General features: G+C 71.9%; 17 protein-coding genes and 1 pseudogene. 12 read left to right on the top strand and 6 right to left on the bottom strand.

What is annotated here, in order from left to right; all coding sequences use genetic code 11:
* The 6 genes and pseudogenes from ETD86_RS56910 to ETD86_RS14320 form a co-directional block, all read left to right on the top strand.
* Nucleotides 1–2,235 (top strand): annotated as a pseudogene (locus ETD86_RS56910) (ATPase); the annotation flags it as partial.
* 152 nt (nt 2,236–2,387) lie between these two features.
* Nucleotides 2,388–5,951 carry an ATP-binding protein gene (locus ETD86_RS14340; protein ID WP_138666641.1) on the top strand — a complete coding sequence of 1,188 codons (3,564 nt, stop codon included), beginning with the start codon at nt 2,388–2,390 and terminating at the stop codon, nt 5,949–5,951.
* A gap of 65 nt (nt 5,952–6,016) precedes the next feature.
* Nucleotides 6,017–6,286: a hypothetical protein gene (locus ETD86_RS14335; protein ID WP_138666640.1), complete on the top strand. Its 270-nt coding sequence runs from the start codon at nt 6,017–6,019 to the stop codon at nt 6,284–6,286.
* A gap of 84 nt (nt 6,287–6,370) precedes the next feature.
* Nucleotides 6,371–9,655, top strand: a complete 3,285-nt coding sequence (locus tag ETD86_RS14330; RefSeq protein ID WP_138666639.1) for a S8 family serine peptidase — start codon at nt 6,371–6,373, stop codon at nt 9,653–9,655.
* Nucleotides 9,656–9,834: 179 nt separating this feature from the next.
* Entirely contained in the window at nt 9,835–10,308 is a 474-nt protein-coding gene (locus ETD86_RS14325; RefSeq protein WP_138666638.1) for a hypothetical protein, read from the top strand.
* Nucleotides 10,308–10,619, top strand: coding sequence for a winged helix-turn-helix domain-containing protein (locus tag ETD86_RS14320; protein WP_138666637.1), 312 nt, complete (start codon nt 10,308–10,310; stop codon nt 10,617–10,619). Before ETD86_RS14325 ends, ETD86_RS14320 begins: the two co-directional genes overlap by 1 nt.
* Here the strand turns inward: ETD86_RS14320 and ETD86_RS14315 are convergent.
* Entirely contained in the window at nt 10,611–11,531 is a 921-nt protein-coding gene (locus ETD86_RS14315) for an AEC family transporter (protein WP_138666636.1), read from the bottom strand. The two genes, ETD86_RS14320 and ETD86_RS14315, sit on opposite strands and share 9 nt — an antisense overlap.
* A 72-nt stretch (nt 11,532–11,603) precedes the next feature.
* Between ETD86_RS14315 and ETD86_RS14310 the strand changes: the two genes are divergently transcribed.
* Both ETD86_RS14310 and ETD86_RS14305 read left to right on the top strand, forming a co-directional pair.
* Complete coding sequence (locus ETD86_RS14310; protein ID WP_138666635.1) at nt 11,604–12,557, top strand: NAD-dependent epimerase/dehydratase family protein; 954 nt, start codon at nt 11,604–11,606, stop codon at nt 12,555–12,557.
* 48 nt (nt 12,558–12,605) lie between these two features.
* Nucleotides 12,606–13,811, top strand: a complete 1,206-nt coding sequence (locus tag ETD86_RS14305; RefSeq protein WP_170223077.1) for an MFS transporter — start codon at nt 12,606–12,608, stop codon at nt 13,809–13,811.
* A 3-nt stretch (nt 13,812–13,814) separates the two neighbouring features.
* Here ETD86_RS14305 and ETD86_RS14300 read toward each other — a convergent pair whose 3' ends face one another.
* The 5 genes from ETD86_RS14300 to ETD86_RS14280 are packed head-to-tail and all read right to left on the bottom strand — an operon-like array spanning nt 13,815 to nt 18,493.
* Nucleotides 13,815–15,080 carry an ABC transporter substrate-binding protein gene (locus tag ETD86_RS14300; RefSeq protein WP_138666633.1) on the bottom strand — a complete coding sequence of 422 codons (1,266 nt, stop codon included), beginning with the start codon at nt 15,078–15,080 and terminating at the stop codon, nt 13,815–13,817.
* A gap of 5 nt (nt 15,081–15,085) precedes the next feature.
* Entirely contained in the window at nt 15,086–16,141 is a 1,056-nt protein-coding gene (locus tag ETD86_RS14295) for a branched-chain amino acid ABC transporter permease (protein ID WP_138666632.1), read from the bottom strand.
* Nucleotides 16,138–17,019 (bottom strand): branched-chain amino acid ABC transporter permease, encoded by an 882-nt coding sequence (locus ETD86_RS14290; protein WP_138666631.1) that lies wholly within the window; start codon nt 17,017–17,019, stop codon nt 16,138–16,140. The genes ETD86_RS14295 and ETD86_RS14290 overlap by 4 nt, the downstream gene beginning before the upstream one ends.
* Nucleotides 17,020–17,021: 2 nt before the next feature.
* Nucleotides 17,022–17,738, bottom strand: a complete 717-nt coding sequence (locus ETD86_RS14285; RefSeq protein ID WP_138666630.1) for an ABC transporter ATP-binding protein — start codon at nt 17,736–17,738, stop codon at nt 17,022–17,024.
* A complete protein-coding gene (locus ETD86_RS14280) occupies nt 17,735–18,493 on the bottom strand; it encodes an ABC transporter ATP-binding protein (RefSeq protein WP_138666629.1) in 759 nt (252 codons plus the stop codon). The genes ETD86_RS14285 and ETD86_RS14280 overlap by 4 nt, the downstream gene beginning before the upstream one ends.
* 179 nt (nt 18,494–18,672) lie before the next feature.
* Between ETD86_RS14280 and ETD86_RS14275 the strand changes: the two genes are divergently transcribed.
* Genes ETD86_RS14275 through ETD86_RS14260 form a run of 4 tightly spaced genes read left to right on the top strand, consistent with a single transcriptional unit; the run spans nt 18,673 to nt 24,017 of the window.
* Complete coding sequence (locus ETD86_RS14275; protein ID WP_138666628.1) at nt 18,673–20,043, top strand: PucR family transcriptional regulator; 1,371 nt, start codon at nt 18,673–18,675, stop codon at nt 20,041–20,043.
* Nucleotides 20,030–21,505: a long-chain-fatty-acid--CoA ligase gene (locus tag ETD86_RS14270; protein WP_138666627.1), complete on the top strand. Its 1,476-nt coding sequence runs from the start codon at nt 20,030–20,032 to the stop codon at nt 21,503–21,505. The genes ETD86_RS14275 and ETD86_RS14270 overlap by 14 nt, the downstream gene beginning before the upstream one ends.
* Before the next feature lie 47 nt (nt 21,506–21,552).
* A complete protein-coding gene (locus ETD86_RS14265) occupies nt 21,553–23,076 on the top strand; it encodes an ABC transporter substrate-binding protein (RefSeq protein ID WP_138666626.1) in 1,524 nt (507 codons plus the stop codon).
* Nucleotides 23,073–24,017, top strand: coding sequence for an ABC transporter permease (locus ETD86_RS14260; RefSeq protein WP_138666625.1), 945 nt, complete (start codon nt 23,073–23,075; stop codon nt 24,015–24,017). The genes ETD86_RS14265 and ETD86_RS14260 overlap by 4 nt, the downstream gene beginning before the upstream one ends.
* The last annotated feature ends 7 nt before the right edge of the window (nt 24,018–24,024 follow it).

The raw sequence follows: 24,024 nt of genomic DNA, 5'->3' as shown, positions 1-24,024 counted from the left end.
GCCCACGACCGCCCGACCGCCCTCGATCAACCATCCGCCCCCGACCGCCCGACCGCCCTCGGAGGCTCGCCCGCGCGCGGAGGCGTGTCCGGCCTCGCGGGCAAGGTGCTGCCGAGCGACCTGGCCAGGCATGCGTACCTCGCGGGCGATCGCGTCGACCCAGGACAGGCAACGGACCTGCTGCTCGCCGCGGCCCGGGACGCGCGGGGCCGGATGGCGGGCGAGGAGCAGCTGGGCCACCTGCGGCGGGCGCACGAGCTGAGCGCCGCCGGGGACCCCCGCACCCACGCGATCGTGGCACTCGAGCTCGGCAAGGAGCTGCATCACATCGGCGAGGCCGACGAGGCGCGCCGGCTCTTCGAGCAGGCCGCCGCCATCGCAGCCGACCTCGACGACGCCGAGCTGCCCGCCCGCGTCGCGCTGACCCTGCGCTCCCACTATGGCCGTGACAAGGCGCTCGACCAGCTGAGACAGGCCCACGCCAGGCTGGTCGGGGGCTCTGCGCCGGACGACCGGCTCGCGCTCGACCTGGTCGTCCGCCTCGCCCAGCTGGCCAGGCAGGGAGGCGACGACGACGCGCTGGCGTTCAGCCTGTGGGCGCACCACGACATCATTTGGGGCCCGGGCACGGCCGCGGAGCGGGTGGCGCTGACCGGCGAGCTGGTCACCCTCGCCCGCCGCACCTCGGACCCGGAGCTGGAGCACTTCGCCCGAGCACTGCGCTGGGTGGCCATGATCGAGCAGGGCGACCCCCGCTACCTCGACCACTTCCACGACTACGCCGCCAAGGGCCGCCGCACCGAGCAACCGCACTTCGTCATGACCGCGGCGATCGACGCGAGCATCATCGCGGCCCTGACCGGCCGCTTCGCCGAGGCGGAGTCACTGCTGTCGGAAATCCGCCTGGACAGCCACCACGACCACATGGTCTTCATGCTCCAGCACCACCGCTGGGCCATGTCGTGGCTGCAGGGCAGGGTCGAGGAGCAGGAGGAGGTGCTCGCCGAGCTCAGAGACACCAACCACCCGTGCGCGGGACTGCTGGAGGCGCTGACGGCGTTCCAGAGCGGGGACGTCGAGATCGCCCTGCACCGCCTGGCCGAGGGCGAGCCCCACGACCGCATGTCCCAGCCGCTGTGGTTGCGCCTGCAGGCCGAGGCGGCGGCGGCCACCCAGGACCCGGAGACGTGCGCCACGGCCCGGGCCGCCCTGTCCCCGCATCGCGGGCAATGGGCGGTGGCGCTGCTGGGCTGGGACATCAGCGGACCCTACGACCTGTGGCTCGGCCTGGTGGACGCGGCGGAGGGCCGCTGGGACGCGGCCGTCGACAACCTCACCGCCGCTCACCGCTCCGCCGACCGCATGCAGGCTCGGCCGTGGTCGGTCCTGACCCGGGCCCACCTTGCCGAGACGCTGCTCACCCGCGCCTTGCCCGGCGACGTGGAAGCAGCGGAAGCGCTGCTGGACGGCGTCCGCAGGGACGCTGCCGAGCTCGGCATGCCGCACGTGCTGGAGTCCGTGCGCCCGGCCCCGCTGCGCGACGCCCCGCGGCAGCGGCTGCTCGCCACAGGCCAGGACGACGCGCTGGGCCGGCTCGGGAGCTCCTGGTCGCCCCGCCCCCGATCGCCACAACAATGGGCCGCTGAGGCGTCCGGCTCCGGGCCGAACGACACGAGCGCCGGCCCGGCCGTGAGCGAGTTCAGGCGGGAAGGAACGACCTGGTCCCTGGCGTTCGCCGGCCTGGCCGTCCACATGCCGGACGCGAAGGGGCTACGCGACCTGCGCACCCTCCTCAGCCGCCCGGGCGAGGACGTGCCCGCCGTCCGCCTGCTGGACCCGGAAGGCGGCGAGCTCGTCGTGGCCGCCCGCCGGATGGGCGGGGACGACGTGCTCGACGAGGAGGCCAAGACCCGCTACCGCCACCGCCTGACCCAGCTCGACGAAGAGATCGACCGGGCCGTGGAGCTGGGCGACGACGGGCGGGCGGCCCTGTTGGACAGGGAGCGGGCCGCGCTGCTGGAAGAGCTGCGGAGTGCGGCCGGATTGGGCGGCCGTACCCGCCGCCTGGGCGACGAGGCCGAACGGGCCCGCAAGACCGTCACGGCCAGGATCCGGGACGTTCTACGCAAACTCGACCATGCCCACCCCGCACTGGCCGCCCACCTGCGCGCGTCCGTCTCCACCGGCTCCACCTGCCGCTACCAGCCCGGCGAAGAGATCACCTGGCGCCTCTGAGCGTGGGCTTCGGCTGCCGGCAGACCTGGCTCGGTCGCGTCGCCGGGCATGGGGTATCACGGCCACGGCGCCTGCGCGAGGGCCGCATCTCCCTGGCAGGCAAGCCGCCCGCCTGTCGTTTTGGGAGACAATTGCCCGATATTGTGCGGTTCATGGCTCCACCTCCGCCCCTGCGTCTGCGTCTGCTGGGCGGGTTCGCGGCCGAGCGGCCCGGCACCGCGCCGTCGGCGGGCAGGTGGCGGAGGCCGAGCGCGAAGACCCTGGTGAAGCTGCTGGCCGTCGCCCCTGGGCACCGACTCCACCGCGACCAGATCATGGACGTCTGCTGGCCCGAGTCCGACGCGGAGGCAGCGGTCAGGAGCTTGCGGGTGGCGCTGCACGCTGCCAGGCACACCCTCGAACCCGAGCTGCCCGCCCGTACCCCCTCGTCCTATCTGCTCGGCGAAGGCGGGCTGCTCCTGCTCCACCCTGAGCTCGTCGAGGTGGACCTCGACCACGTCATGGCGCTGACCGGCGCCGCGCTGGCGGACGGCGGCCTGGCGGCCTTGGAAGAGGCACATGAGCGCCTGGCCGCCGAGCTGCTGCCCGAGGACCGCTACGCCGACTGGGCGGCCCCGAGCAGGGAGGCGCTCGACCTGCTCAGGCGCCGGGTGGTGCTCGCGCTGGCCGCCGCCGCGGTCGCGGAGGGGGCGGCGGGGCGCGCGGTCGAGGTGCTCGGTCCGGTGCTGAGCAGCGATCCCGCCGCCGAGGACGCGCACCGGGCGATGATCGAGGCCTATCTCGCGCTCGGTCGGCGGCGCAACGCGGTCGTCCAATATCACCGCTGCAGGGACGCGCTCGCCGCCGAGCTGGGCGCCAGGCCCGCGCCGGAGACCGAGCGGCTGTACCGGCGGGCGCTGGCCCAGCGCGTCAGCATGACCACCGCCCCGGACGCAGCCGCTTCGCTGCTGCCCGCGCAGGCTCGCCGCCCTTCCCGGCACAACCTGGTCGGCCGCGAGCATGCCGCGGAGCTCCTCGGCCCGGAGCGCTCGGCCACCGCCCGCCTCGTGCTGATCAGCGGCGAGGCGGGCGTAGGCAAGACGCGCCTGGTGATCGAGGCGGCCCGCAGGCACGCCGCCTCGGGCGCGCTCGTCCTGTGGGGAGCCGGGCACGAGGCAGAGGGCCACACCCCCTACGGCGCCTGGGTGGAGGCGCTCGACGGGTACCTGGCCGACAGGCCGGCCGCGGAGCGGGCCGCCGTCGGCTCGCAGTATCCCGAGCTGGCCACGCTGCTCCCCTCGCTCGGCCTGGTCCCGGCTGAGGACGGCGATCACGAGCGGGAGCGGGCGCGGATCTTCGGTGCGGTCGCCGCCCTGCTGACGGACCTGTCCGCCCGCCCGCTGCTGGTCGTGCTCGACGACCTGCACGCCGCGGACACGGGGTCGGCGCAACTCCTCTGCCACCTGGCAAGATCCACCGGCGAGCGGCCATGGCGGTTCCTCGCGACCTGGCGGGAGGAGGACCTGCCTGCCGACGACGGGCGGCGGCAGGCGCTGGAGGCCGTGCTCAGACACGGTCTGGCGCAGCGCCTGGAGCTGATGCGCCTGGGCAGGGCCGACTGCGAGCGCCTTCTCACCGAGGCGGTCGGCCGCCCCCTGACCCCGGCCGAGCTGGACTGGGCCTACGGCCTGTCGCTCGGCAACCCGCTGTTCGCGATCGAACTGGCGGGCGCCTACCTGCACGACCCCGCCGCCGCTCGTGACCACGGCGGCGTGATGACGACCGACGACGTGACGACGACCGGCGACGTGACGACGACCGGCGACGTGACGACGAGCGGCGTGGCGAGCGGCGTGGCGAGCGGCGTGGCGAGCGGCGTGGCCGACGCCGGCGTGCCCGTCGCGGTGCGCCGGCTCGTGGGCGGCCGCCTGGCACGCATGAACACGCCCGCGCGCCGGGTGGTGGAGGTGCTGGCGGTGGCGGGCGGCGACGCGCCGCTCGCGGAGGTGTTCGAGGTGGCGGCCTCGGGCCTGTACCCGCCCATGTCCAGACCCGCGGTCGCAGCCGCCCTGACGGAGGCGATCGAGGCGGGCGTCGTGGAGGAGCGCGAGGTGCTGCTCGACGGGCGGCACGTGCCCGGCCACGGTTTCCGGCATCCGCTGGTACGACTGGCCTGCGCCGAGCGCCTGAGCGGCGTCGTACGCACAGGGCTGCACGCCGCCTACGCCGACGCGGTCCTCATCCATCGGCCCGAGGCGGTGGACGCGGTGGTCTACCACCTGACGAGGGCGGGCGATCCGCGGGCGGTGCCGTACCTGTGGCGGGCGGCCAGGCGCGCGGCCTCCCTGCACGCGAACGAGAGCGCGGCCGGCTACCTGGAGCGGCTCGTCGGGCTGCTCGACGCGGCGGGCGCCGCCGGAGCGGCCGACGCCAGGCTGGCCTGGGGCGCGGCGCTGCGCAGCGTCGGACGATACGACGTGGCCGAGCAAGTGCTCTCCGAGGCGCTGGCCGCGTTCCGCGGCATGGAGGCCGCCTGCGTGCGGACGGGACTCGAGGGGGCGGGCTCCGAGCCACCCGCCGACCGCGTCTGCGCGACCGTCACTCTGCTGGCCGAGGTCCTGGTCGGCGCGGGGCAGCCCACCAGGGCCCGCGGCCTGCTCGCCGCCGCGCCGGCGACCGAGCCATCGGTGAGCGCCGCCACCAGGGCGGCCCGCCACTTGGCCGAGTCCCTGACCTGCTTCGCGACCGGCAGGTACGAGGAGAGCCTGGCCGCCGCCACGGCCGCGATGGACCGCGCCGGCGAGGCCGGACCGCTGCACGGGCGGCGGCTCCTGGTCAGGTCCCTGATCAGCCGTTCTGTCTCGCTGGCCATGCTCGGCAGGCTGCCGGCCGCGGAGGAGGCCGCCGGCCAGGCGCTCCGGCCCGCGGAGGCCACCGGCGACGCCGCCCTGGCCGGCACCGTCGTGGCCCAGCTCGGCGAGCTGGCATGCCTGGACGGCAGGCTGGGCGAGGCCAGACAGCACGCGCGCAGGGCGCTGGAGCTGGCCATCCAGGTCGGAGATCCCGCCGTCGTCGCCTTCCGCACCGGCAACCTGGGCAGGCTTCACCTGCTCGTCGGCGACTGGGCGGCGGGACTGCGCCTGGTGCGTTCGGCGGTGTCGCTGGCCCGGCCGCTCGGGCCCTCGTGGTGCCTGCCGTACACGCTGGTCAACCTGGGCACCGCCAGGCTCTGGACGGGAGACGAGAAGGGCGCGGCCGCGTGCCTGGCGGAGAGTGTGGAGCTCGCGGAGGCGACGGGCGACAGACAGGTGCTGACCGACGCCCGCACGATGCTCGCCGAGATCGCGATCCGTGCGGGCCGGCCGGAGGAGGCGTTGGTCGGCGAGGTGGAGCCGGCCGTCAGAGCACGTGCCCTGCTCGCCACGGGCGACGCCGAAGGGGCGGCGAAGGCGGCCGAAGCGGCGACGCCGGGGACGAACAGGCCGGCGGGGATCGAGGCCTCGCTCGTCCGTGGCATGGCGCTGACCGCCATGGGCCGCCGTGCCGAGGCGGTGGCGGTGCTCTCCGAGTCGGTCGAGCAGGCCGAGGCGATGCCCTTTCCGTACGGCCTCGCCCGGCTGCTGGAGGCCCGAGCGGCCGCGTCGGGCGGCACTTCGGGCGGCACGGTGGCGCGGCGCGACCTGGCCCGGGCCGCCCATCTGCGCGAGGGCTTGGCCGCCGCGGCGGGAGACCGGTAATTCCCCGGTAACGGCCGCGATCTAGGGTCCTCCCGACCCGAACACCTCGACCCAGGGAAACCCCGATGCCCGCTGACGTACCTCCCGCCGCCGTCGTCATCGACGCAGGCGGCGAGCCGTGGTCACGGGTCGTTCCCGTGCTGTCCGACCGCGTGGCGCACTTGCCGGGCGGCGGGCTCATCGATCTGGTCACCGACGACGCCGAAGTTCGCGCCGCGGCCACCGCCTGGTGCGGGCGGCGCGGTTACGAGGTGGAGGAGGCGGCCATGACCAGCGGCGCCAGAGGACTCCGCATCCGCACCGGAGATCCCCTGCCGCTGCCAGAAGACCTCTAGGGAGAGTCCGACAAAGGCCGGCCGCGCGCGGCAGGGCCTGATCTGTAAGGCACGACCTAGCCCCCCACACCCCATGGAGTTCCCTTGCATCACCCAGGACGCGCGCTGACGAAGGCGGCCGCCGCCGCTCTCGCGTTAGCGCTGGCCGCCACGCCTGGCACGGCGGCCGCTTCCGCTGCCACCCCCGAGACCGCTGCCACCCCCAAGGCCGGGTCCGCCCCGACGGCCCAGCTCGGCACCGGTCCCGCCACGGGCACGTTCACCTTCACACTGATCACCGGCGACACCGTCACCGCCACGGCGGACGCCTCCGGCATCGTCTCGTACGAGGTCAAGCACGGCCCTGGGCGTGACGACATCACCTTCGTCACCCGCTCCGACGGGCCGCGCGAACTGGCCGTCATCCCCTCCGACGCGATGCCCATGCTGGCCGCGGGCACCCTGGACCAGCGCCTGTTCGAGATCGGCACGCTCCTCGACTTCGGCTACGACGACGCCTCGCGCGCCGACCTGCCACTGATCGTGCAGGCCCCCGGCGGTCTGGCCAAAGCCCGGGCCGCGCTCGGCGCAGCCAAGGTCAAGAAGGACATCCCGCGGCTCGGCGTGACCACGATGACCACGGCCAAGTCCGAGACCGGCACGCTGTGGCAGCAGATCGCCGCGGGCGCGCGCCTGCGCTCAGGCCTGTCCAAGGTCTGGCTGGACGGCAAGACGCGGCTTACGCTCGACAAGAGCGTCCCGCAGGTCGGCGCTCCCACCGCCTGGGCGGCGGGCTACACCGGCAAGGGCGTCACCGTGGCGATGCTGGACTCCGGGTACGACTCCGACCACCCCATGCTCGCCGGGCGCGTGGCGCTCGCCGAGGACTTCACCGATGCGGGCAGCCCTGAGGACGATCACGGGCACGGCACCCACGTGCTCTCCACGATCGGCGGCTCGGCCGACTCCGGCTACCGTGGCGTCGCGCCCGATGCCACGCTGGCCGTCGGCAAGGTCTGTACGAGCAGCGGGGGCTGCCCCGACTCCGCCCTGATCGAGGGTATGACCTGGGCGGCCACCACCGCGGGCGCCAAGATCGTCAGCATGAGCCTCGGCGGGCAGGACTACGCGGGCGTCGACCCGCTGGAGTACACCATCAACCAGCTGTCCGCGCAGACCGGCGCGCTGTTCGTGGTCGCCGCGGGCAACTCGGGCGAAGCGGGCCTGTACACCGCGGAGAGTCCGGGCACCGCCGACGCCGCCCTGTCCGTGGGCGCCGTCGACCGCTCCGACGCCCTGGCGTACTTCTCCAGCCGCGGACCCAGGCTCGGCGACATGGCCGTCAAGCCCGAGATCACCGCTCCCGGCGTCGGCATCGTGGCCGCCAGGATGGGTGGCGGCTACGTCGCGATGAGCGGCACGTCGATGGCGACACCGCACGTGGCGGGCGTGGCCGCGCTGGTCGCCCAGCAGCACCCCGACTGGAACGGCGAGAAGATCAAGTCCGCCCTCATCGGCGCCGCCACCCCTAAGGCCGGGCTCACCGCGTACCACCAGGGCTCCGGCCGCGTGGACGCGGCCAGGGCGGTCGGCCAGCAGATCACCGCCTCGCCGGCGAACCTGTCGGTCAAGGCGGGCTGGGGCAGGCAGCCGGGCAGCGAAGCCGCGCACGAGGTGACCTACACCAACGACGGCGACAGCCCGGTGACGCTCGACCTGACGGTGGAGACCCCGTCCTCGACGGGTGGCGCGCCCGGCAACCCGGCCATGTTCACCCTGGACAAGCAGAGCGTCGAGGTGCCCGCCCACGGCAGCGCGGCCGTCACGGTGACGATCCACGACGTCATGCCGCGCGGCGCGCAGGCCGCGGCGCTCGTCGCCAAGAGCGGCGAGACCTCGGTGCGGACCATCCTCGCCGACTACACCCCGATCCCCTCGCGCAAACTGACGATCAACTCGCTCGACCGGGCGGGGCTGCCCGCCAAGGGCAGCGTCGAGCTGTACGAGCGCTACACGGGCGTCAATTACTGGGCCAGCCTGACCGACGGAACGGGGTCGGCCACCGTTCCCGAGGGCCAGTACTACGTCGTGCACAACGTGAGCACCCCTTCCGACGGCAGCCGCACGCTGGCGATCGTGCCGGTGACGCTGGACAGCGACAAGTCCGTGACCGTGGACTCCAGGCTGGGCACCCCGGTCGACGTCCAGGTGGACGACCAGGGCGCCGAGGGCGTGGCGCTCGTGGCCAGCGTCCTGCTGCCGCGCCTGGACGGCTCACGCTCGTACTCGATGGCCGCATCGAGGGCCATCGACTTCGGCAAGGTGTACGTCACCCCGCTCGACGACTCCTCGGCCTCCTACCGGGCGCACGCGACCTTCGCGCAGAAGGGCGCCACCATGGCTGAGCCGAGCCCGTTCTTCTACCACGTGGCCGATCGGCGCGAGGGCGGCGTACCCGCGGACCTGTCCTACAGGACCAGCCGTGACGAGCTGACCGCCGTGCGCGTCGACTACCGCGCCCAGGGCACGCCCTCGAAGGGCGAGAGCGGCTCCACGCCCCTCGACGGGCACCCGACCCAGATGATCGACCAGCCCGTCGCCTTCCCGTCGCAGGTCGCCGACTACCGGACGCCCGGCGACTGGCGCGACAGGATCAGGGTCGACGGCAGGATGGCGCTGGAGGCCGCTCCCCGTAAGTACGGCCCTGATGAGCCGAACCACCTGGTGTGGAACGCCGGGATCATCGGCCCGACCATGGCGATCGACGGCGTGGCCAGGCTCGGCAACCAGATCGGCCTCAACTCCACCTACGGCATCCAATGGTTCATCGACGGCGAGTCCGGCTCCACGGGCACCGACTGGGGCGCCACCGGCACGCTCGACCTGGAGCTCGACGGCAAGCTGATCAAGCGGTGGTCGCCCACCGGGCTGTGGCAGCCGGCGACGACCGTCCCGGCGGGCAAGAGCACCTACACCCTGCGCGGCACCGTGCTCAGGGAACGGCCTTACGCCGGGGTCTCGACCAAGGTCGAGACGGAGTGGACCTTCGGCTCCGACACCACCGACGCCATCGAGATCGTGCCGCTGATCGCGGTCCGCGCCCTGGCCAAGGGGCTCGACATGAGCAACTACGCGACGGCCGGCCACCAGACCAAGCTGGCGATCACGGTGGAGCGCAGCCCGGGCGCCGCGCCCTCGCCCGCCGGCCTGACCGGCCTGGAGGCGTCCTTCGACGACGGCGCCACCTGGCAGGCGGTCGAGGTCAAGAACGGCGAGGCCAAGATCCGCAACCCTGACACCGAGGGCTTCGTCTCGCTCCGTGCGAAGGCGGCGGACGAGGCAGGCAACACCGTGGTCCAGACAATCACGCGTGCCTACGGCGTGCGCTGATCCCCTCCGTCCAGAGGGCCGTCTCCTCCGGAGGCGGCCCTCTTTCGGCGGAGTCGGCCCCGCCAAGGTTCCAGGCACTGGTGGCTTCATCTCGCGGGTCTCCACATGTCGACTTTCCTCTGAGGAAAGTAGATGCTACTTTCCTCAGAGGAAAGTCGACTGACGATCAGGAGTGGCCCATGAACCCGCACGACGCCCAGTCCTCGCTCGACGACATCCGCCGCCTCCAGGACAAAACCCGTGACGAGTACATCCGCCAGGGATTCGCCCTCCCCTACGTGTTGGCATCGGCGGCAGGCCTCTTCATCTGGTTCACCTCGGTCGATCTCGAGCGCCCTTGGAGCACCGTTGCGAACGTGGTCGGAATCATCCTGTTCGTGGCAGCGGGCATCGTGCAGGCGCACCGCACCGCTGTCCGCAGGAAACCCGCCGTCCCGGATGTGGTGCTCTTCGCGGGATGGTTCGTCGGGCTCATGATCGCCTTCGGCCTCTTCCGGATCATTGGCTTTGTGCTGTTCGACCTGCCGGCCTCTGGGTTTGTGTCGCAGGGCACCTTCGCCGCCGCCGGGATGGCCGCGACGTACGTCGCCACCGTGCCCCTGATCCGCCGGGCCATCAGGGCGATCCTCCGGCAGGAAACCGGTCGTGTCTGATGGACCCACTGTTCGATGAGTTCCTCCATGTTCCGGCGCGGTTGTCGCTCGTCGCGTTGCTGGCGCCGGCCGACTGGGTGGACTTCGGGTTCCTGCGGGACACCCTCGAGACCAGCGACTCGGCGTTGTCCAAGCAGATCTCGGCGCTGGCCAATGCCGGGTACACGGAGGTGCGTAAAGGGCAGGAGAGCCGGACCCGGCGCACCTTCGTGCGGCTCACCCCGGACGGGCGGCGGGCGTTCGAGCGGCACGCGGCCGCGTTGGAGCGGATCGTCGCGGCCTCGCGGACACAAGCGGGTGGCTCAGCCTAGGGCCGCGCCGATCGCCGTCATGATCGGGATGGACAGGACCGTGGTGATCAGGACGGCGCTGCGGGCCAGACGCCGGCCGGCGTCGTAGTTCACGGCGTACACGTAGATGTTCTGGGCCGTGGGCAGGGCGGCGAACAGGGTGGCGGCCAGCAAGGCGCCGTCGTCGAGGCCCAGGACGAAGCGGGCCGTCACGTACGCGATCGCGGGCTGGACGACGGACTTCAGTGCCACCACAAGGGTGATGTCCCAGCCGAGGCCGCCGTTCTTCTCGGTCGCCGTGCGCTGGGAGCCGTACAGGCTGAGGCCGTAGGCGAGCAGGGCGACGGGGATGGCGGCGCCCCCGACCAGCTCGATCGGGCGCATGACCGTGACGGGGAGGGTGAAGCCGGTCAGGGCGCAGGCCAGGCCCAGGAGAGAGGCCACGGTCAAAGGGTTGCGGACGGGGAGGAGAAGGGCCGAGCGGATCGACCGGGCTCCCCTGTCGAGGATCAGGAAGGAGATCGGGGTGAGGACGATCAGCTGGAAGAGCAGGATGGGCGCGACAAGGGCGCCGTCGCCCAGCACGTAGATGGAGATGGGGACGCCGAGATTGCCGGCGTTGACGTACGACGAGGCCAGGGCGCCGATCGTGGTCTCGCGGCGGTCCCTGCGCCAGAGCAGTTTCGCCACCAGCACGTACGCCAGTTGCACGCATGCCACCGCTACGACCTCGGTCAGCAGCACCGGGGAGAGCAGTGTGCCGAGGTCGGCCCGCGAGACCGTGGCGAACATCAGCGCGGGGGTGGCGACGAAGAAGGCGAGCCGGGACAGGACCAGCTCGTCGCTGGCACGCAGTAAGCCGCCGGCGCCGACGACATAGCCGAGCACGGCAACGGACACCAGTGCGGCGAACGCCGCGACAACCCCCGACACGCTGAACTAACCTCCGAAAATCGGACGTTCAGGAGCGTATCGGGTTCCCTTAGTGCGGGTTAGGCTGCCTCCATGCGTGTAGTGGTGATCGGCGCCAGCGGCCACATCGGCACCTACCTCGTGCCGAGGCTGGTCGAGGCGGGTCATGACGTGGTCGCGGTGAGCAGAGGGAAGCGGGAGCCCTACAGCCCGCACGGGGCATGGCAGCGGGTCACCACCATCACGGCCGACCGGGATGCCGAGGACGCCGACGGGACGTTCGGGCGGCGGATCGTCGAGCTGGAGGGCGACATCGTCATCGACCTCATCTGCTTCGAGGAGGACAGCGCGCGGCACATCGCCGAGGCGCTCCACGGGCGGGTGCGGCAGTTCCTGCACTGCGGGACGGTCTGGACGCACGGTCCGAGCGCGCAGGTGCCGACGACCGAGGATCGGCCGAAAGCCCCGCTCGGGGATTACGGCAAGAAGAAGGCCGCCATCGAGGCCTATCTGATGGAGCGGGCCCATCGGGACGGTTTCCCAGTGACGATCATTCATCCGGGGCACATCACCGGGCCCGGGTGGGTGCCGGTCAATCCGGCCGGCAACGTCAATCCGGCCGTTTTCCAGGCCCTGGCCGACGGGGAAGAGCTCGCGCTGCCCAACTTCGGCATGGAGACCGTGCAGCATGTCCACGCCGACGACGTGGCCCGCATCTTCATGGACGCGATGGCCAATCCGTCCGTGGCGGTGGGCGAGAGCTTCCACTCGGTGGCGACGAGCGCGCTGACGCTGCGCGGGTACGCCGAGGCGGTGGCCGGGTGGTTCGGACGTGAGGCGCGGCTGACGTACCTGCCGTGGGAGCAGTGGAAGGCCACGGTGTCCGAGTTCGACGCGCAGGTCACGCTCGACCACATCTCCTACAGTCCGCACTGCAGCATGGAGAAGGCCGAGCGGCTGCTCGGACACCGGCCGCGGTACACCCCGCTGGAGGCCATCTCCGAGGCCGTGAACTGGCTGGCGAGAACGGGCGCCATCACCGTCTGAGCAGACCCGACGAGCCGAGGGGAAGGGGGCGCGAGCGTGCGGAAGGCCATGGCTCCATTGCTCGTCACCATCCTCGCCATCTTCTCCGCCCAGCAACTCCTCACCCCGGTCCTGGCGCCGCTCGCGCGGGAGCTGGCGCTGACGGAGACGCAGCTCGGGCTGATGATCACGATCTCGGCGGCCACCCTGACCGCGGCCAGCCCGATGTGGGGGCGGGCCATGCGGAGGATACGGCTGCGCACGGTGCTGGTGAGCGGGCTCGGGCTCGCGGGCGCCGGGCTGATCGGGTTCGCCGTGGCGGTGACGCTGGGGCTGAACGAGGTGTTGCCCCCGCCCGTCACGTTCGCCCTGATGATCGCCACCCGCGGCGTCCTGTTCGGCCTCGGGCTCGCCGCGCTTCCGGTCGCGGCGCTCACCGTGGCCGGGCTGGTCACGACCCGGGAGGCCGACCGGACGCGGGTCACCGGGCTGGTCGGCGCGGCCCAGGGGCTCTCCCTGGTGGTCGGGCCCGCGGGCGGCGGTGCGCTGGCCGTGGCGTCGCTGCTGCTGCCGCTCTACGTGTCCCCGGTGATCTGCGTGTTGCTCACGGTCTGGGTGCTGGTGGCGGTGCGGCGTGAGCCGACCAGGGCGCCCCAAAGGGTCGAGGGTCCGCGGCCGCGGTTGTGGGACGCGCGGTTGTGGCCGCTGTTCGCGATCGGCTTCTGCGTTTTCCTGTCGCTCGGGCTCGTGCAGGTGGTCCTGGGGTTCCTGATCGCCGATCGCCTGCACGTGGATTCGCAGGCCACGGCGGGCGGGGTGGGTCTCGCGCTCGCTGTGGCCGGCATCGTGATCGTCGGCGTGCAGGGTGTGCTGGTGCCGGCGCTGGGGTGGCGGGCGCTCCGGCTGATCCGGGTCGGGGCGCCGATCGCGGTGGCCGCGTTCGGGCTGCTCGCGGTCGCGCACAACCTGTGGCTGATCACCGTGGCGTTCGGGTTGCTCGGCGTGGGGCTGGGACTCGCGATGCCGGGGGTCACGGCGGCGCCGAGCCTCCTCGTCGGGTCTGAGGAGCAGAGCTCGATCTCCGGGCTGGTCAACGCCGTCATCGGATCGACGTTCGTGGCGGGGCCGCTGCTGTCCACGGCCCTGTACGAGATCGCCCCGGTGGCCCCGGTCCTCGCCGCGCTCGCGGCGGCGGCGACGGCCGTGGCGCTGGCGTGGTTCTCGCCGGCTGCCCGCCACGCCAAGACCGCGGCCGAGGCCGTCGCCGCACCCTGACACTCACCCCGTCAGCGGGCCGAACTCCTTACGCGTGTCGATCACCTCGCCGAAGAGCTCCCACCGCTCGCCCTTGAACGTCATGAGCTGCATCGACTCGATCGGGAAGCCGTCACCCTGCGCCGTGTTCATGGTCACCCCGGGGAGCAACATGTCGATCGGGACATTCTGCAGGTTCCGCACGGAGTCCCGCAGGCCCTCGCGGGTCGGGCACTTGGCCGCCTCCATGGCCTTGTGGAAGCTGTTCGCGACCGCCCAGCCGAACGTGTGGTACGGGATGTTGGGGTCGGCGCCGGGGGCGTACTGCTGCATCTTCTGCTTGTACAGCACCATCTCCGCATCGTTCTGCCAGGTCGGATCGTTGGGGTCCTTGTAGTACGAGCTGGACACGATGCCCTGCACGTTCTCGAACCCGACGGGCTTCAGCACGGTGATCGAGGCCGACACGTTGTTGATGATGTGCAGCGGGTTCCAGCCAGTGTTCTTGGCGTCGGCGGCGAGCGCCTGCGAGCCGAACTTCGGCGTGGTGATGTTGAGGAAGACGTCCGCCTTCGACTCGGCGAGGTTGCGCATCTGGGGATCGATGCTGGGGTCGGTGACCTCGTAGCTCTGCTCGGCGACGATCGTGACCCGGGTGCCCTCGATGGCCCGCTTGAAGCCGCCGAACAGGTCCTTGCCGAAGTCGTCGTTCTGGTAGAGCACGGCGACCTTGGCCTCGGGCTGCTCCGTCTTGAGGTATTGCGCGTAGACGCGGGCCTCGGAGATGTAGTTGGGCTGCCAGCCGATGGTCCACGGGTGCGTGGTGTCGGTGCCCCACTTGGAGGCGCCGGTGGCGACGAAGAGCTGCGGCACCTTGCGCTGGTTCGTGTAGTCCCAGGTCGCGGTGGTCGAGGGCGTGCCGAGCGTCTGGAACAGGGCGAACACCTGCTCCTGCTCGACCAGCCTGCGGGCCTCCTCGACGGCCTTCGGCGGCTGGTAGCCGTCGTCGCGCACGACGAACTCGACCTTGCGCCCGCCGATGCCGCCCTTCTCGGCGTTGACGTAGTCGAAGTACGCCTTGATGCCCTTGGGGATGTCACCGTACGCCGAGGCGGGGCCGGACAGCGGGTAGATGCCGCCGAGTTTGATGCTCTTGTCCGTGATGCCGGTCGTCTGCTGTCCCTGGCACTGGCCCGAGGCCGTGGTGCCGGTGCCGCCGCTGTCCCGTCCCCCGCAGGCGGCGACGGCGAGCAGCAGCAGCGCCGTACAACCGATCGCAGATACACGCATCCCTCTTACTCCTTCCGGGGAATTTTCCTGATCAAGCGCCCGGCCAGCCCGGCGAGGCCCGTCGGGGCCACGTACATCACCGCGATGATCAGCAGGCCGAAGATGACGCCGGGTGCGGCGTCGTTGATCTCCTGCGAGATGCCGGGCACGAACATCACGAACAGCGCGCCGAGCACGGGTCCGGCCATGGTGCCGAGCCCGCCCACGACCAGGCCGGCCAGCAGGGTGATGGACAGGTTGACGGTGAAGGAGTCCGGCGAGACGAACCCGATCACCCACGTGTAGACGCAGCCGGCCGCCCCGGCGAACATCGCGCTCCACGCGAAGGCGAGCGTCTTGTAGAACGACAACCGCACGCCCATGACCTCGGCCGCGATCTCGTTGTCCCGGACGGCGTGCAGCGCCCGGCCCACGCGCGACCGCAGCAGGCTGCCGGCCAGCAGGAACGCGGCGACGGCGACGGCGAGGACGAGGAAGTAGATCCACTGGTCCTCGGCCAGGCCGCTCCAGGCGGGCGGCGCCGGTTTGGCCAGCGTCAGCCCCATCGACCCGCCGGTGACCTCCTCGAACCGCTTGAGCAGGGGGACGAGGAAGATCGCGATGGCGAGCGTGACGAGCGCCAGGTACAGGCCGCGCAGCCGCATGGCGGGCACGCCGAGTACCAGGCCGAGCACGAACGCGACGGCCGCCGCGATCGGCAACGTCAAGGGGTACGGCGTGTCCCAGCGCTCCATGAGGATCGCCGCCGCGTACGCGCCCACCGCGAAGAACGCGCCGTGGCCGAGCGAGATCTGCCCGGCGTGCCCGACGAGGAGGTTCAGCCCGAGCAGCGCGACCGCGTACACCAGCACCATCGTGAGCTGGAAGACGTGGAAGGGGATGAGCTGGAACGGCGCGTAGAGGGCGGCGGCCAGCAGCGCGGCGGCGGCCACCCAGCGCCAGCGGGCCGCGTCCCACCCGAAGAGGCGCACCGAAGTGGCGCCGGCCTCGCCGGTTGCCGCGGCCGCGGTCGCGGGCGCGGCGTCCCTGGTCGCGGGGTTGGCGTCCGCTCGCCCGGTCATGCCCGCTCCACCACCGCTCGCCCGAACAACCCTTGGGGCCGCAGCAGCAGGACGCCCAGGATGATCATCAGCGGCACCCCGATCTTGAGGTCGGACCCGATGAACCCGACGTAGGCCCCGGCGAGCGTCTCCGCGACGCCCACGATCACCCCGCCGACGACCGCCCCCGCCGGGCTGTCGAACCCGCCGAGCGTCGCCGCCGCGAACGCGTAGATGAGGACGCCGCCCATCATGTTGGGCTCCAGGAACAGCAGCGGCGCGATCAGCACCCCGGACACCGCGCCGACGGTGGCCGCGAGCCCCCAGCCGAGCGCCAGCGTCCATCCCACCCGGATCCCGACCAGCCGTGCGGACGACGGGTTGGTGGCCACCGCCCGCATCCCCAGCCCGATCCTGGTGTGCTGGAAGAGCAGGTACAGCAGCACCATGACCAGCGCGACCACGCCGAGCACGCCCACCGTCGAGAAGCCGACGCTGATCCCGCCGAGCTGCAGAGCGCCTTGCGGGAACGGGTTCGGGAAGTCCTTGATCAGGAAGGTCCAGATCCACCCGGCGGCGGCGTTGACGAAGATGAACAGCCCGACGGTGACGATCACGATGGTCAGTTCGGGTGCGCCCTCCACCGGCCGGATGATCAGCCGTTCGACGAGCATGCCACCCGCGAACGACACGACCAGCGTGAGCGCCAGCGCCGCCCAGAACGGCAGGCCCGCCGCCACGCACTGCCAGGCGATGTACGTCGAGAACATGGCCAGCTCGCCCTGCGCGAAGTTCACGATCCCGGTGAACTGGTAGATCAGCACCAGGGCCAGCGCCATGCTGGCGTAGATGGCGCCCGCGCCGAGCCCTTCGACGACCTGTTGCAGGAATCCGGCCATGCCTACACCCGGTATCCGAGGTAGGACTGCGCGACCTGCTCGTCCGCCCTGATCTGCGCGGCCGTGCCGGACAACACGATCCGCCCGGTCTCCAGGACGTGCGCCTGCTGGGCGATGCCGAGGGCGAGATGGGCGTTCTGCTCGACGACGACCACGGTGGTGCGCTCCTCTTCGTTGACGGCCTGGACGATGCGGAACAACTCCCGGGTGACCAGCGGCGCGAGGCCGAGCGAGGGCTCGTCGAGCAGGAGCACCCTTGGCCGCGACATGAGGGCCCGACCGATGGCCAGCATCTGCTGCTCGCCACCGCTGAGGCTGCCCGCGGCCTGCTTGAGCCGGGTCTTCAGGACCGGGAAGTAGGTGTGGATGCGGGCGAGGTCGGCGTCCACGTCCTTCTTGCCGCGCCGGACGAACGCGCCGAGGCGCAGGTTCTCCTCGACGGTCAAGGGCATGAACGTGCCGCGCCCCTCGGGCACGTGCGCGACGCCCAGCCGGGCGACCGCGTCGGGCGAGCGCCCGGCCAGGCTCGTCCCGCCGAGCCGGACCGTGCCGCGTGCTTTGACCATGCCGGACAGGGCACGCAGCAACGTCGTCTTGCCCGCGCCGTTGGGGCCGAGGATGGCGCAGATCTCGCCCTGGCCGACGTTGAGGTCGACGCCGTGCAACACGCGGGCGTCACCGTACCCGGCGACCAGGTTCTCCACGATGAGCGCGCTCATACCGCCGTCCCCAGGTAGGCCTCGATGACGCCGGGATCGCGCTGCACCTCGGTGGGCGGGCCCTCGGCGATCTTGCGGCCGAAGTCCAGGCAGACGATGCGCTCGCAGAGCCCCATGACGAAGCCCATGTGGTGCTCGACCACGATCACGGTCAGGTCGTACGCGTCCCTGATCGCCCGCAGCGTGCCCGCGAACTCCTCGACTTCGGCCGCGTTCAGCCCGTTCACGGGCTCGTCGAGGAGCAGCAGCCGGGGACGGGATACCAGCGCGCGGGCCAGCTCCACCCGTTTCAGCGTGCCGAACGGCAGCCCGGTCGCCGGATGCCCGGCGACCTTGGTCAGGCCGAGCCGCTCCAGAACGGCGTCGGCCTCGGCGCCCAGCGCCCGCTCCTCGCGGCGCACGCCGGGTAACCGCAGCCCCGCCGTCAGGAAGCCGGCGCGGCCCCGGTGATGCGCGCCGACCAGCACGTTGTCCCGTACGGACAGGCGCGGGAACAGGCCGAGATTCTGGAAGGTGCGCGCGATGCCGAGCCGCGCGATCGCGTACGGCGCCACGGCCGTCAGGTCCCGGCCCTCGTACGTGACCGTCCCCGAGTCCGCCTCGTGCCGCCGGGTGAGGCAGTTGAACAGGGTGGTCTTGCCGGCGCCGTTCGGCCCGATGAGTCCCACCATCTCGCCGCGCGCCACTTCGAAGCCCACGCCGTCCAGCGCCGTGATGCCGCCGAAGCGAACGGTAAGATCGTGTACCTCCAGCATCCGGCCTCCTGGAGAACAATGTTCTGAATGTGGGCTCAGCGTAGGATCCGCTCGTCACGAGCCGCATTGGGCACGGTGACCCAAGATGTGTCAGGGGAGTTGTCCGCTGAGCACAGGGTGGGTCTCGGACCGGTTACGACCCGTTGACCTCCCGGCAATGGCCATGGATCATCCCCGGCATGTCCGGTGGTTTCAGCACGGAAACGTTCACTGGTGCCAAAGCGGTCCGCGCCGAGCGCGCCCGCATCATTTCCGAGCTGCTCGGCGCCGTCGCGCCGCTGGCCGACACCGCGGTCGCGGCGGTCGCCGCGGAGATTCCCGCGTACGCGGCCCAGGGCCGCGACTTCCTCGCCGACGTACGCGACCAGGTGGTCAGGCACTATCGCGCCAAGCTGGCCGTGCTGCTGGAGGAGCGTCAGGTGACGCTGGAGGACATCGCCTTCTCCCGGCGGGCGGCGATGCGCCGGGCCCGGGCCGGGGTGGCACTGGCGGACTACATGAACGCCTACCGGGTGGGCCAGCGCGTCTTCTGGGAGTCGCTGGTCGAGCGGGCGGGCCACACGCCGGCCGGGCGGGAGGCGGCACTGTCGCTGGCCATGTCGCAGATGCGGTACTGCGACTTCGCCAGCACGCACGCGGCCAACGCCTACATGGAGTTCCAGCAGTACGCCTCCGCCGAGGCCCTGCGGGAGAGCCGGGACCTGCTCGAAACATTGCTGGCCGGGGGCACGCCGACGCGTGGCAGGGAGCTGGCCGCCGCGCAGGCGCACGGACTGGCGCCGGACGCGCGTACGCCGCTGCTCGTGGTGATCGCGGTGCTCGTCGCTCCGCCCGCGGCTGCCGAGCTCGACCGGGACGCCGAGGCCAGGCACGCGGCCTGCGCGGCGATCGCCAGGACGGGCGGCAACGGCACCAGGACGCTGTCGGTCGTGCGCCGCTCGGAGATCGTGGCGATCCCGGCGCTGGGTCCGGGCACGGGGCCCGAGGAGTTGTGCGACCGGCTGCAGGCGGTGCTGGACGGGCTGGCCGGCGAAGGCATCAGGCTGGCGATGGGCGTCAGCACGGTGGCGGCGGGGACGGCGCAGATCCCGCAGGCGTACCAGGAGGCCAGGGCCGTGCTGGACTTCGTGCCCGAGGAGGGCGGGGTCGCGGCGCTGCCCAGGATCACCCCGTTCCAGTATCTGGCGCTGCGGGCCGACGACACCGCCCGCCATCTGGTGGACCCGCGCATCACCTCGCTGCTGGCGGAGGACCGGGCGCGCGGCGGCGTGCTGACCGCCACGATCAGGGCGTTCGCCGCCGCCGACCTCAACCTGCGCAGCGCGGCCGAGCACTTGCAGATCCACCCCAACACCGCCCAGTACCGGCTGCGCAGGATCCAGGAGCGCACCGGGCGCAGCCTGCGCTCGATCAACGACCTCGTCGAGCTGCTCGTGGCCATCGCACTGCAGGACTCGCTCCCCACAAACGCAGGGCGGGAAAGACTGGCCACGGCGACCAATGAGGGGCGTGGGATCTCCGACGTACGGTCGTTCCATGAACCTCGCTGACCGGCTCCACACCGCCGCGGGGCGGCTCGGTGGCAGAGCGGTTCTCACGCTGGACGACGCGGAGCTCACCTACGGCGGGCTGGCCGAGCTGAGCGCCCGCCTGGCGGGGCTGCTGCGGTGCCGCGGGATCGGCGCCGGCGACCGGGTCGCGATGATGTTGCCGAACGTGCCGGAGTTCGGCGTCGTCTACTACGGGGTGCTGCGGGTCGGGGCCGTGGTGGTCCCGCTCGACCCGCTGCTGAAGCGGCGGGAGATCGCCGCGTACCTCGGGGACTGCGGGGCGCGGCTGCTGATCGCCTGGCACGCGTTCGCGGAGACCGCCGAGGCGGGGTCCGCGAGCACCAAGACGGACTGCTTCTTCGTGGTGCCCGAGGAGTTCCGCCGGTTGCTGCGGGGCGTGCCGGCCCAGCACGAGATCGCCGCCATGAGCCCGGACGACACCGCCGTCATCCACTACACGTCCGGGACCACCGGGCGGCCCAAGGGCATCGAGCTGACCCACGCCAATCTGGGCGGCAACGCCGAGACGGTGGCCCGCATGCACGCGCTCGGCGTGGACGACGTGGTGCTCGGCGCGCTGCCGCTGTATCACACGTTCGGCCAGACGTGCTCGCTCAACGCCACCGTGCACGCCGGGGCACGGCTGACGTTGCTGCGGCGCTTCGAGGCGGGCCGGGCGCTGGAGGTGATCAGGCGCGACGGGGTGACGGTGTTCCAGGGCGTGCCGACCATGTACATCGCGCTGCTCGACCACCCGGGCGCGTCCGACATGTCGATGCTCCGCGTGTGCACGTCGGGCGGGGCCGCGTTGCCGCTGGACGTGCTGCGGGCGTACGAGTCCCGCTTCGGCTGCCAGATCATCGAGGGGTACGGGCTCAGCGAGACCTCCCCGGTGGCCGCCACGAACCGGGGCGGCGACGGCCGCAGGCCCGGCTCGATCGGCTGGCCGATCAGGGGTGTGGAGATGAAGGTCGTCGACGAGGAGGGCCGCGAGGCGCCGCGCGGTGAGATCGGCGAGATCGTGGTCCGCGGCCCCAACGTCATGAAGGGCTACTGGAACGACCCGGTGGGCACCGCCGAGGCCATCCGCGACGGCTGGTTCCACACCGGCGACCTCGGCCGGGTCGACGAGGACGGCTTCTTCTTCCTGGTCGACCGCCGCCGGGACGTGATCATCCGCGGCGGCTACACCGTCTACCCGCGCGAGGTGGAGGAGGTTCTGTACGAGCACCCGGCGGTACGGCAGGCCGCCGTGCTCGGCGTGCCGCACCCGGAACTGGGCGAGGAGATCGAGGCCGTGGTCGCCGTACGCCCCGGAGCCGGACCGGTGACCTGCGAGGAGCTGCGTGACTTCGTCCGCGAGAGGGTGGCGGCCTACAAGTATCCGCGGCGCATCTCGCTCGTGGACGAGCTGCCGATGAGCCACACCGGCAAGATCCTCAAACGCGCCCTCGCCCGATGATATGGAGGACTTTGCGTAGCAAATGAAAATCGTTACCATTGTCTGCCATGCGCCTCGATCGTCGTGCCTTCCTGTCCGCTGCCGCCATCACCCTCGCCGGATGCGCCGCCCAACCCACCGCGCGGACGGCGTCGTCGCAGCCCAGCAGGGGTGGGCGGCTGCGTGCGGCGTTCGCGGGCGGCGGGGCTCAGGAGAGCCTGGACCCGCATCTGGCCAACCTGTTCCTGGAGGCGTCGCGCTCCAAGGCGATGTTCGACAAGCTCGCCGACTACGGGACCGACGTGTCGATCGTGCCGCGCCTGGCGAGCACATGGGAGGCGGACAAGAAGCTGAGCACGTGGCGGGTCACGCTGCGCGAGGCGTCCTTCCATGACGGCAGGCCGGTACGCGCGGCCGACGTGCTCCACAGCTACGCCCGCATCGCCGACGAGAAGCGCACCTTCCGCGCCAAGGCCAACCTCGCCCTGATCGATCTGAAGAACAGCCGTGCGATCGGCGACCGCACGGTGGAGTTCGTCTTGCGGCGGCCCTACGCCGAGTTCCCCAACGTGCTGGCGGCCTTCGGCGCGTACATCGTGCCCGAGGGGGCCGACGAGTTCAGCCGGCCGGTCGGTTCGGGGCCGTTCGTGTTCGGCTCGTTCCAGCCGGGCCGGTCGCTGCTGCTCAAGAGGAACCCCGACTACTGGGACGGGGCACCGTACCTGGACGAGCTCGAATACCTGATCGCCAACGAGGAGTCCGCCCGGGTGAACGCGGTGCTCGGCGGGCAGGCCGAGTACGCGCACGATCTGACCCCGGCCACGGCCCGCACCCACCAGGACGGCGGCCGCATGGCGATCTCCCGGCTGAGCAACAGCGGCATGCAGGCGTTCGCGATGAAGGTGGACCGGCCGCCCTTCAACGACCCCCGGCTGCGGCAGGCCATGTTCCTGCTCGCGGACCGCGAGCAGATGATCGACAGTGTGCTGGCGCGGGCCGGGCAGGTGGGCAACGACCTGTTCGGCAAGGACTACCAGTACTACGCGGCCGGCATCGCGCAGCGCACCCCCGACCTCGACCAGGCGAAGTGGCTGATCGACAAGGCCGGGGCGAAGGGCATGAAGGTGCAACTCGACACGTCGGCGGCGGCCAGCGGCTTCCTGGAGGCCGCCAGTGTCTTCGCCGACCAGGCCAGGCAGGCCGGGCTGGACATGACGGCCAGACCCGGCAACAAGGACACCTACTGGGCCGACGTGCTGAACAAGGGCGTCATCTGCTGCTACCGCTCCGGCGCGATGCCGATCGAGACGCACATCTCGCAGCGGCTGCTCACCGGCTCCACCACGAACGCCACCAAATGGGCCCGCCCCGAGTTCGACGCGCTCTACGACCAGGCCGTCGCCAGCCCTGACGCGGCCAAGCGCGGCGAGCTCTACCTGGAGATGCAGCGCACGCTGCACGCCGAGGGCGGCTTCCTCATCTGGGGCTTCGCCGACTGGCTGCTCGGCGCCTCCCCCCGGCTGCGCGGGGTCGCCAACGCGCCCGCGAACACCCTGGACTGGGCCCGCTTCGACAAGGTGTGGCTGGCTTGAGCCTGGCCCGTTACACGCTGCGGCGGCTGCTGCTCGGCGTGGCGCAGGTGATCGCGGTGGCCACGCTGGTGTTCGTGCTGACGGAGGCGCTGCCCGGCGACGCCGCCGTCGTGCTGGCCGGGGACATCCCGGACGAGGAACGTATCGCGCAGCTCAGGCACGCCCTGGAGCTGGACCGCCCGGCGGCCGAGCGGTGGGCGGGCTGGCTGGCCGGGCTGGCCCGGGGCGATCTCGGCGTCTCACTCGTCTCCGGGCGGCCGGTGGCCGGCGTGCTCGCCGACGGCCTGCCGCCGACTCTGGTCCTCGCCGGCCTCACGCTGCTGCTGCTCGTGCCGATCTCGGTGGCCGCGGGCGTGGCGGCGGCGGTACGTCAGGGCAGGGCGCTGGACCGGGTGCTGACGACGGTGACCGTCGGCCTGTACTCGATCCCGGAGTTCGCGCTGGGCGTGGTGCTGGTGACGGTGTTCGCGGTGCGGCTCGGCTGGTTCCCGCCGACGGCGGTCGGCGCCCCGGCCAACCTGCTGCAGCAGCCCGCGGTGCTGGTGCTGCCGATCGCGGTGCTGCTGGCCAGGCCGGTCTGCTCGATCAGCCGGCTGGTACGTGCCGGCATGATCGACGCGCTCGGCTCCGGGTACGTGGTGCACGCCCGCCGCCTGGGCCTGCCGCGCGGGCGGGTGCTGCTGACCCACGCGCTGCCGAACGCCCTGGCCCCGGGCGCGCAGCAGCTGGCCAGGACGACGGACTGGCTGCTCGGCGGGGTGATCGTGGTCGAGTCGGTGTTCGTGATCCCCGGGCTCGGCACGTTGCTGAACGACTCGGTGGCGGCCAGGGACATTCCGGTCATCCAGGCGCTCTGTGTGGTGTTCGCGACGACGACCGTGGTGGTCAATCTGCTGGCGGATCTGGCGGCGTACCGGCTGGCTCCGGGGGCTCTGACGTGAGACGGGG

It is taken from the genome of Nonomuraea turkmeniaca (genome assembly GCF_005889735.1).
Lineage (GTDB): Bacteria > Actinomycetota > Actinomycetes > Streptosporangiales > Streptosporangiaceae > Nonomuraea > Nonomuraea turkmeniaca.
The sequence above is the reverse complement of the archived record's forward strand: the minus strand, read 5'-3'. Positions and strand labels throughout refer to the sequence as shown.

What these genes read in the sequence shown, in the direction of transcription:
- ETD86_RS14340 (WP_138666641.1), top strand. Translation starts at nt 2,388, where the DNA reads ATGGCTCCACCTCCGCCCCTGCGTCTGCGTCTGCTGGGCGGGTTCGCG.
- ETD86_RS14335 (WP_138666640.1), top strand. Translation starts at nt 6,017, where the DNA reads ATGCCCGCTGACGTACCTCCCGCCGCCGTCGTCATCGACGCAGGCGGC.
- ETD86_RS14325 (WP_138666638.1), top strand. Translation starts at nt 9,835, where the DNA reads ATGAACCCGCACGACGCCCAGTCCTCGCTCGACGACATCCGCCGCCTC.
- ETD86_RS14320 (WP_138666637.1), top strand. Translation starts at nt 10,308, where the DNA reads ATGGACCCACTGTTCGATGAGTTCCTCCATGTTCCGGCGCGGTTGTCG.
- ETD86_RS14310 (WP_138666635.1), top strand. Translation starts at nt 11,604, where the DNA reads ATGCGTGTAGTGGTGATCGGCGCCAGCGGCCACATCGGCACCTACCTC.
- ETD86_RS14305 (WP_170223077.1), top strand. Translation starts at nt 12,606, where the DNA reads ATGGCTCCATTGCTCGTCACCATCCTCGCCATCTTCTCCGCCCAGCAA.
- ETD86_RS14300 (WP_138666633.1), bottom strand. Translation starts at nt 15,080, where the DNA reads ATGCGTGTATCTGCGATCGGTTGTACGGCGCTGCTGCTGCTCGCCGTC.
- ETD86_RS14295 (WP_138666632.1), bottom strand. Translation starts at nt 16,141, where the DNA reads ATGACCGGGCGAGCGGACGCCAACCCCGCGACCAGGGACGCCGCGCCC.
- ETD86_RS14290 (WP_138666631.1), bottom strand. Translation starts at nt 17,019, where the DNA reads ATGGCCGGATTCCTGCAACAGGTCGTCGAAGGGCTCGGCGCGGGCGCC.
- ETD86_RS14285 (WP_138666630.1), bottom strand. Translation starts at nt 17,738, where the DNA reads ATGAGCGCGCTCATCGTGGAGAACCTGGTCGCCGGGTACGGTGACGCC.
- ETD86_RS14280 (WP_138666629.1), bottom strand. Translation starts at nt 18,493, where the DNA reads ATGCTGGAGGTACACGATCTTACCGTTCGCTTCGGCGGCATCACGGCG.
- ETD86_RS14275 (WP_138666628.1), top strand. Translation starts at nt 18,673, where the DNA reads ATGTCCGGTGGTTTCAGCACGGAAACGTTCACTGGTGCCAAAGCGGTC.
- ETD86_RS14270 (WP_138666627.1), top strand. Translation starts at nt 20,030, where the DNA reads ATGAACCTCGCTGACCGGCTCCACACCGCCGCGGGGCGGCTCGGTGGC.
- ETD86_RS14265 (WP_138666626.1), top strand. Translation starts at nt 21,553, where the DNA reads ATGCGCCTCGATCGTCGTGCCTTCCTGTCCGCTGCCGCCATCACCCTC.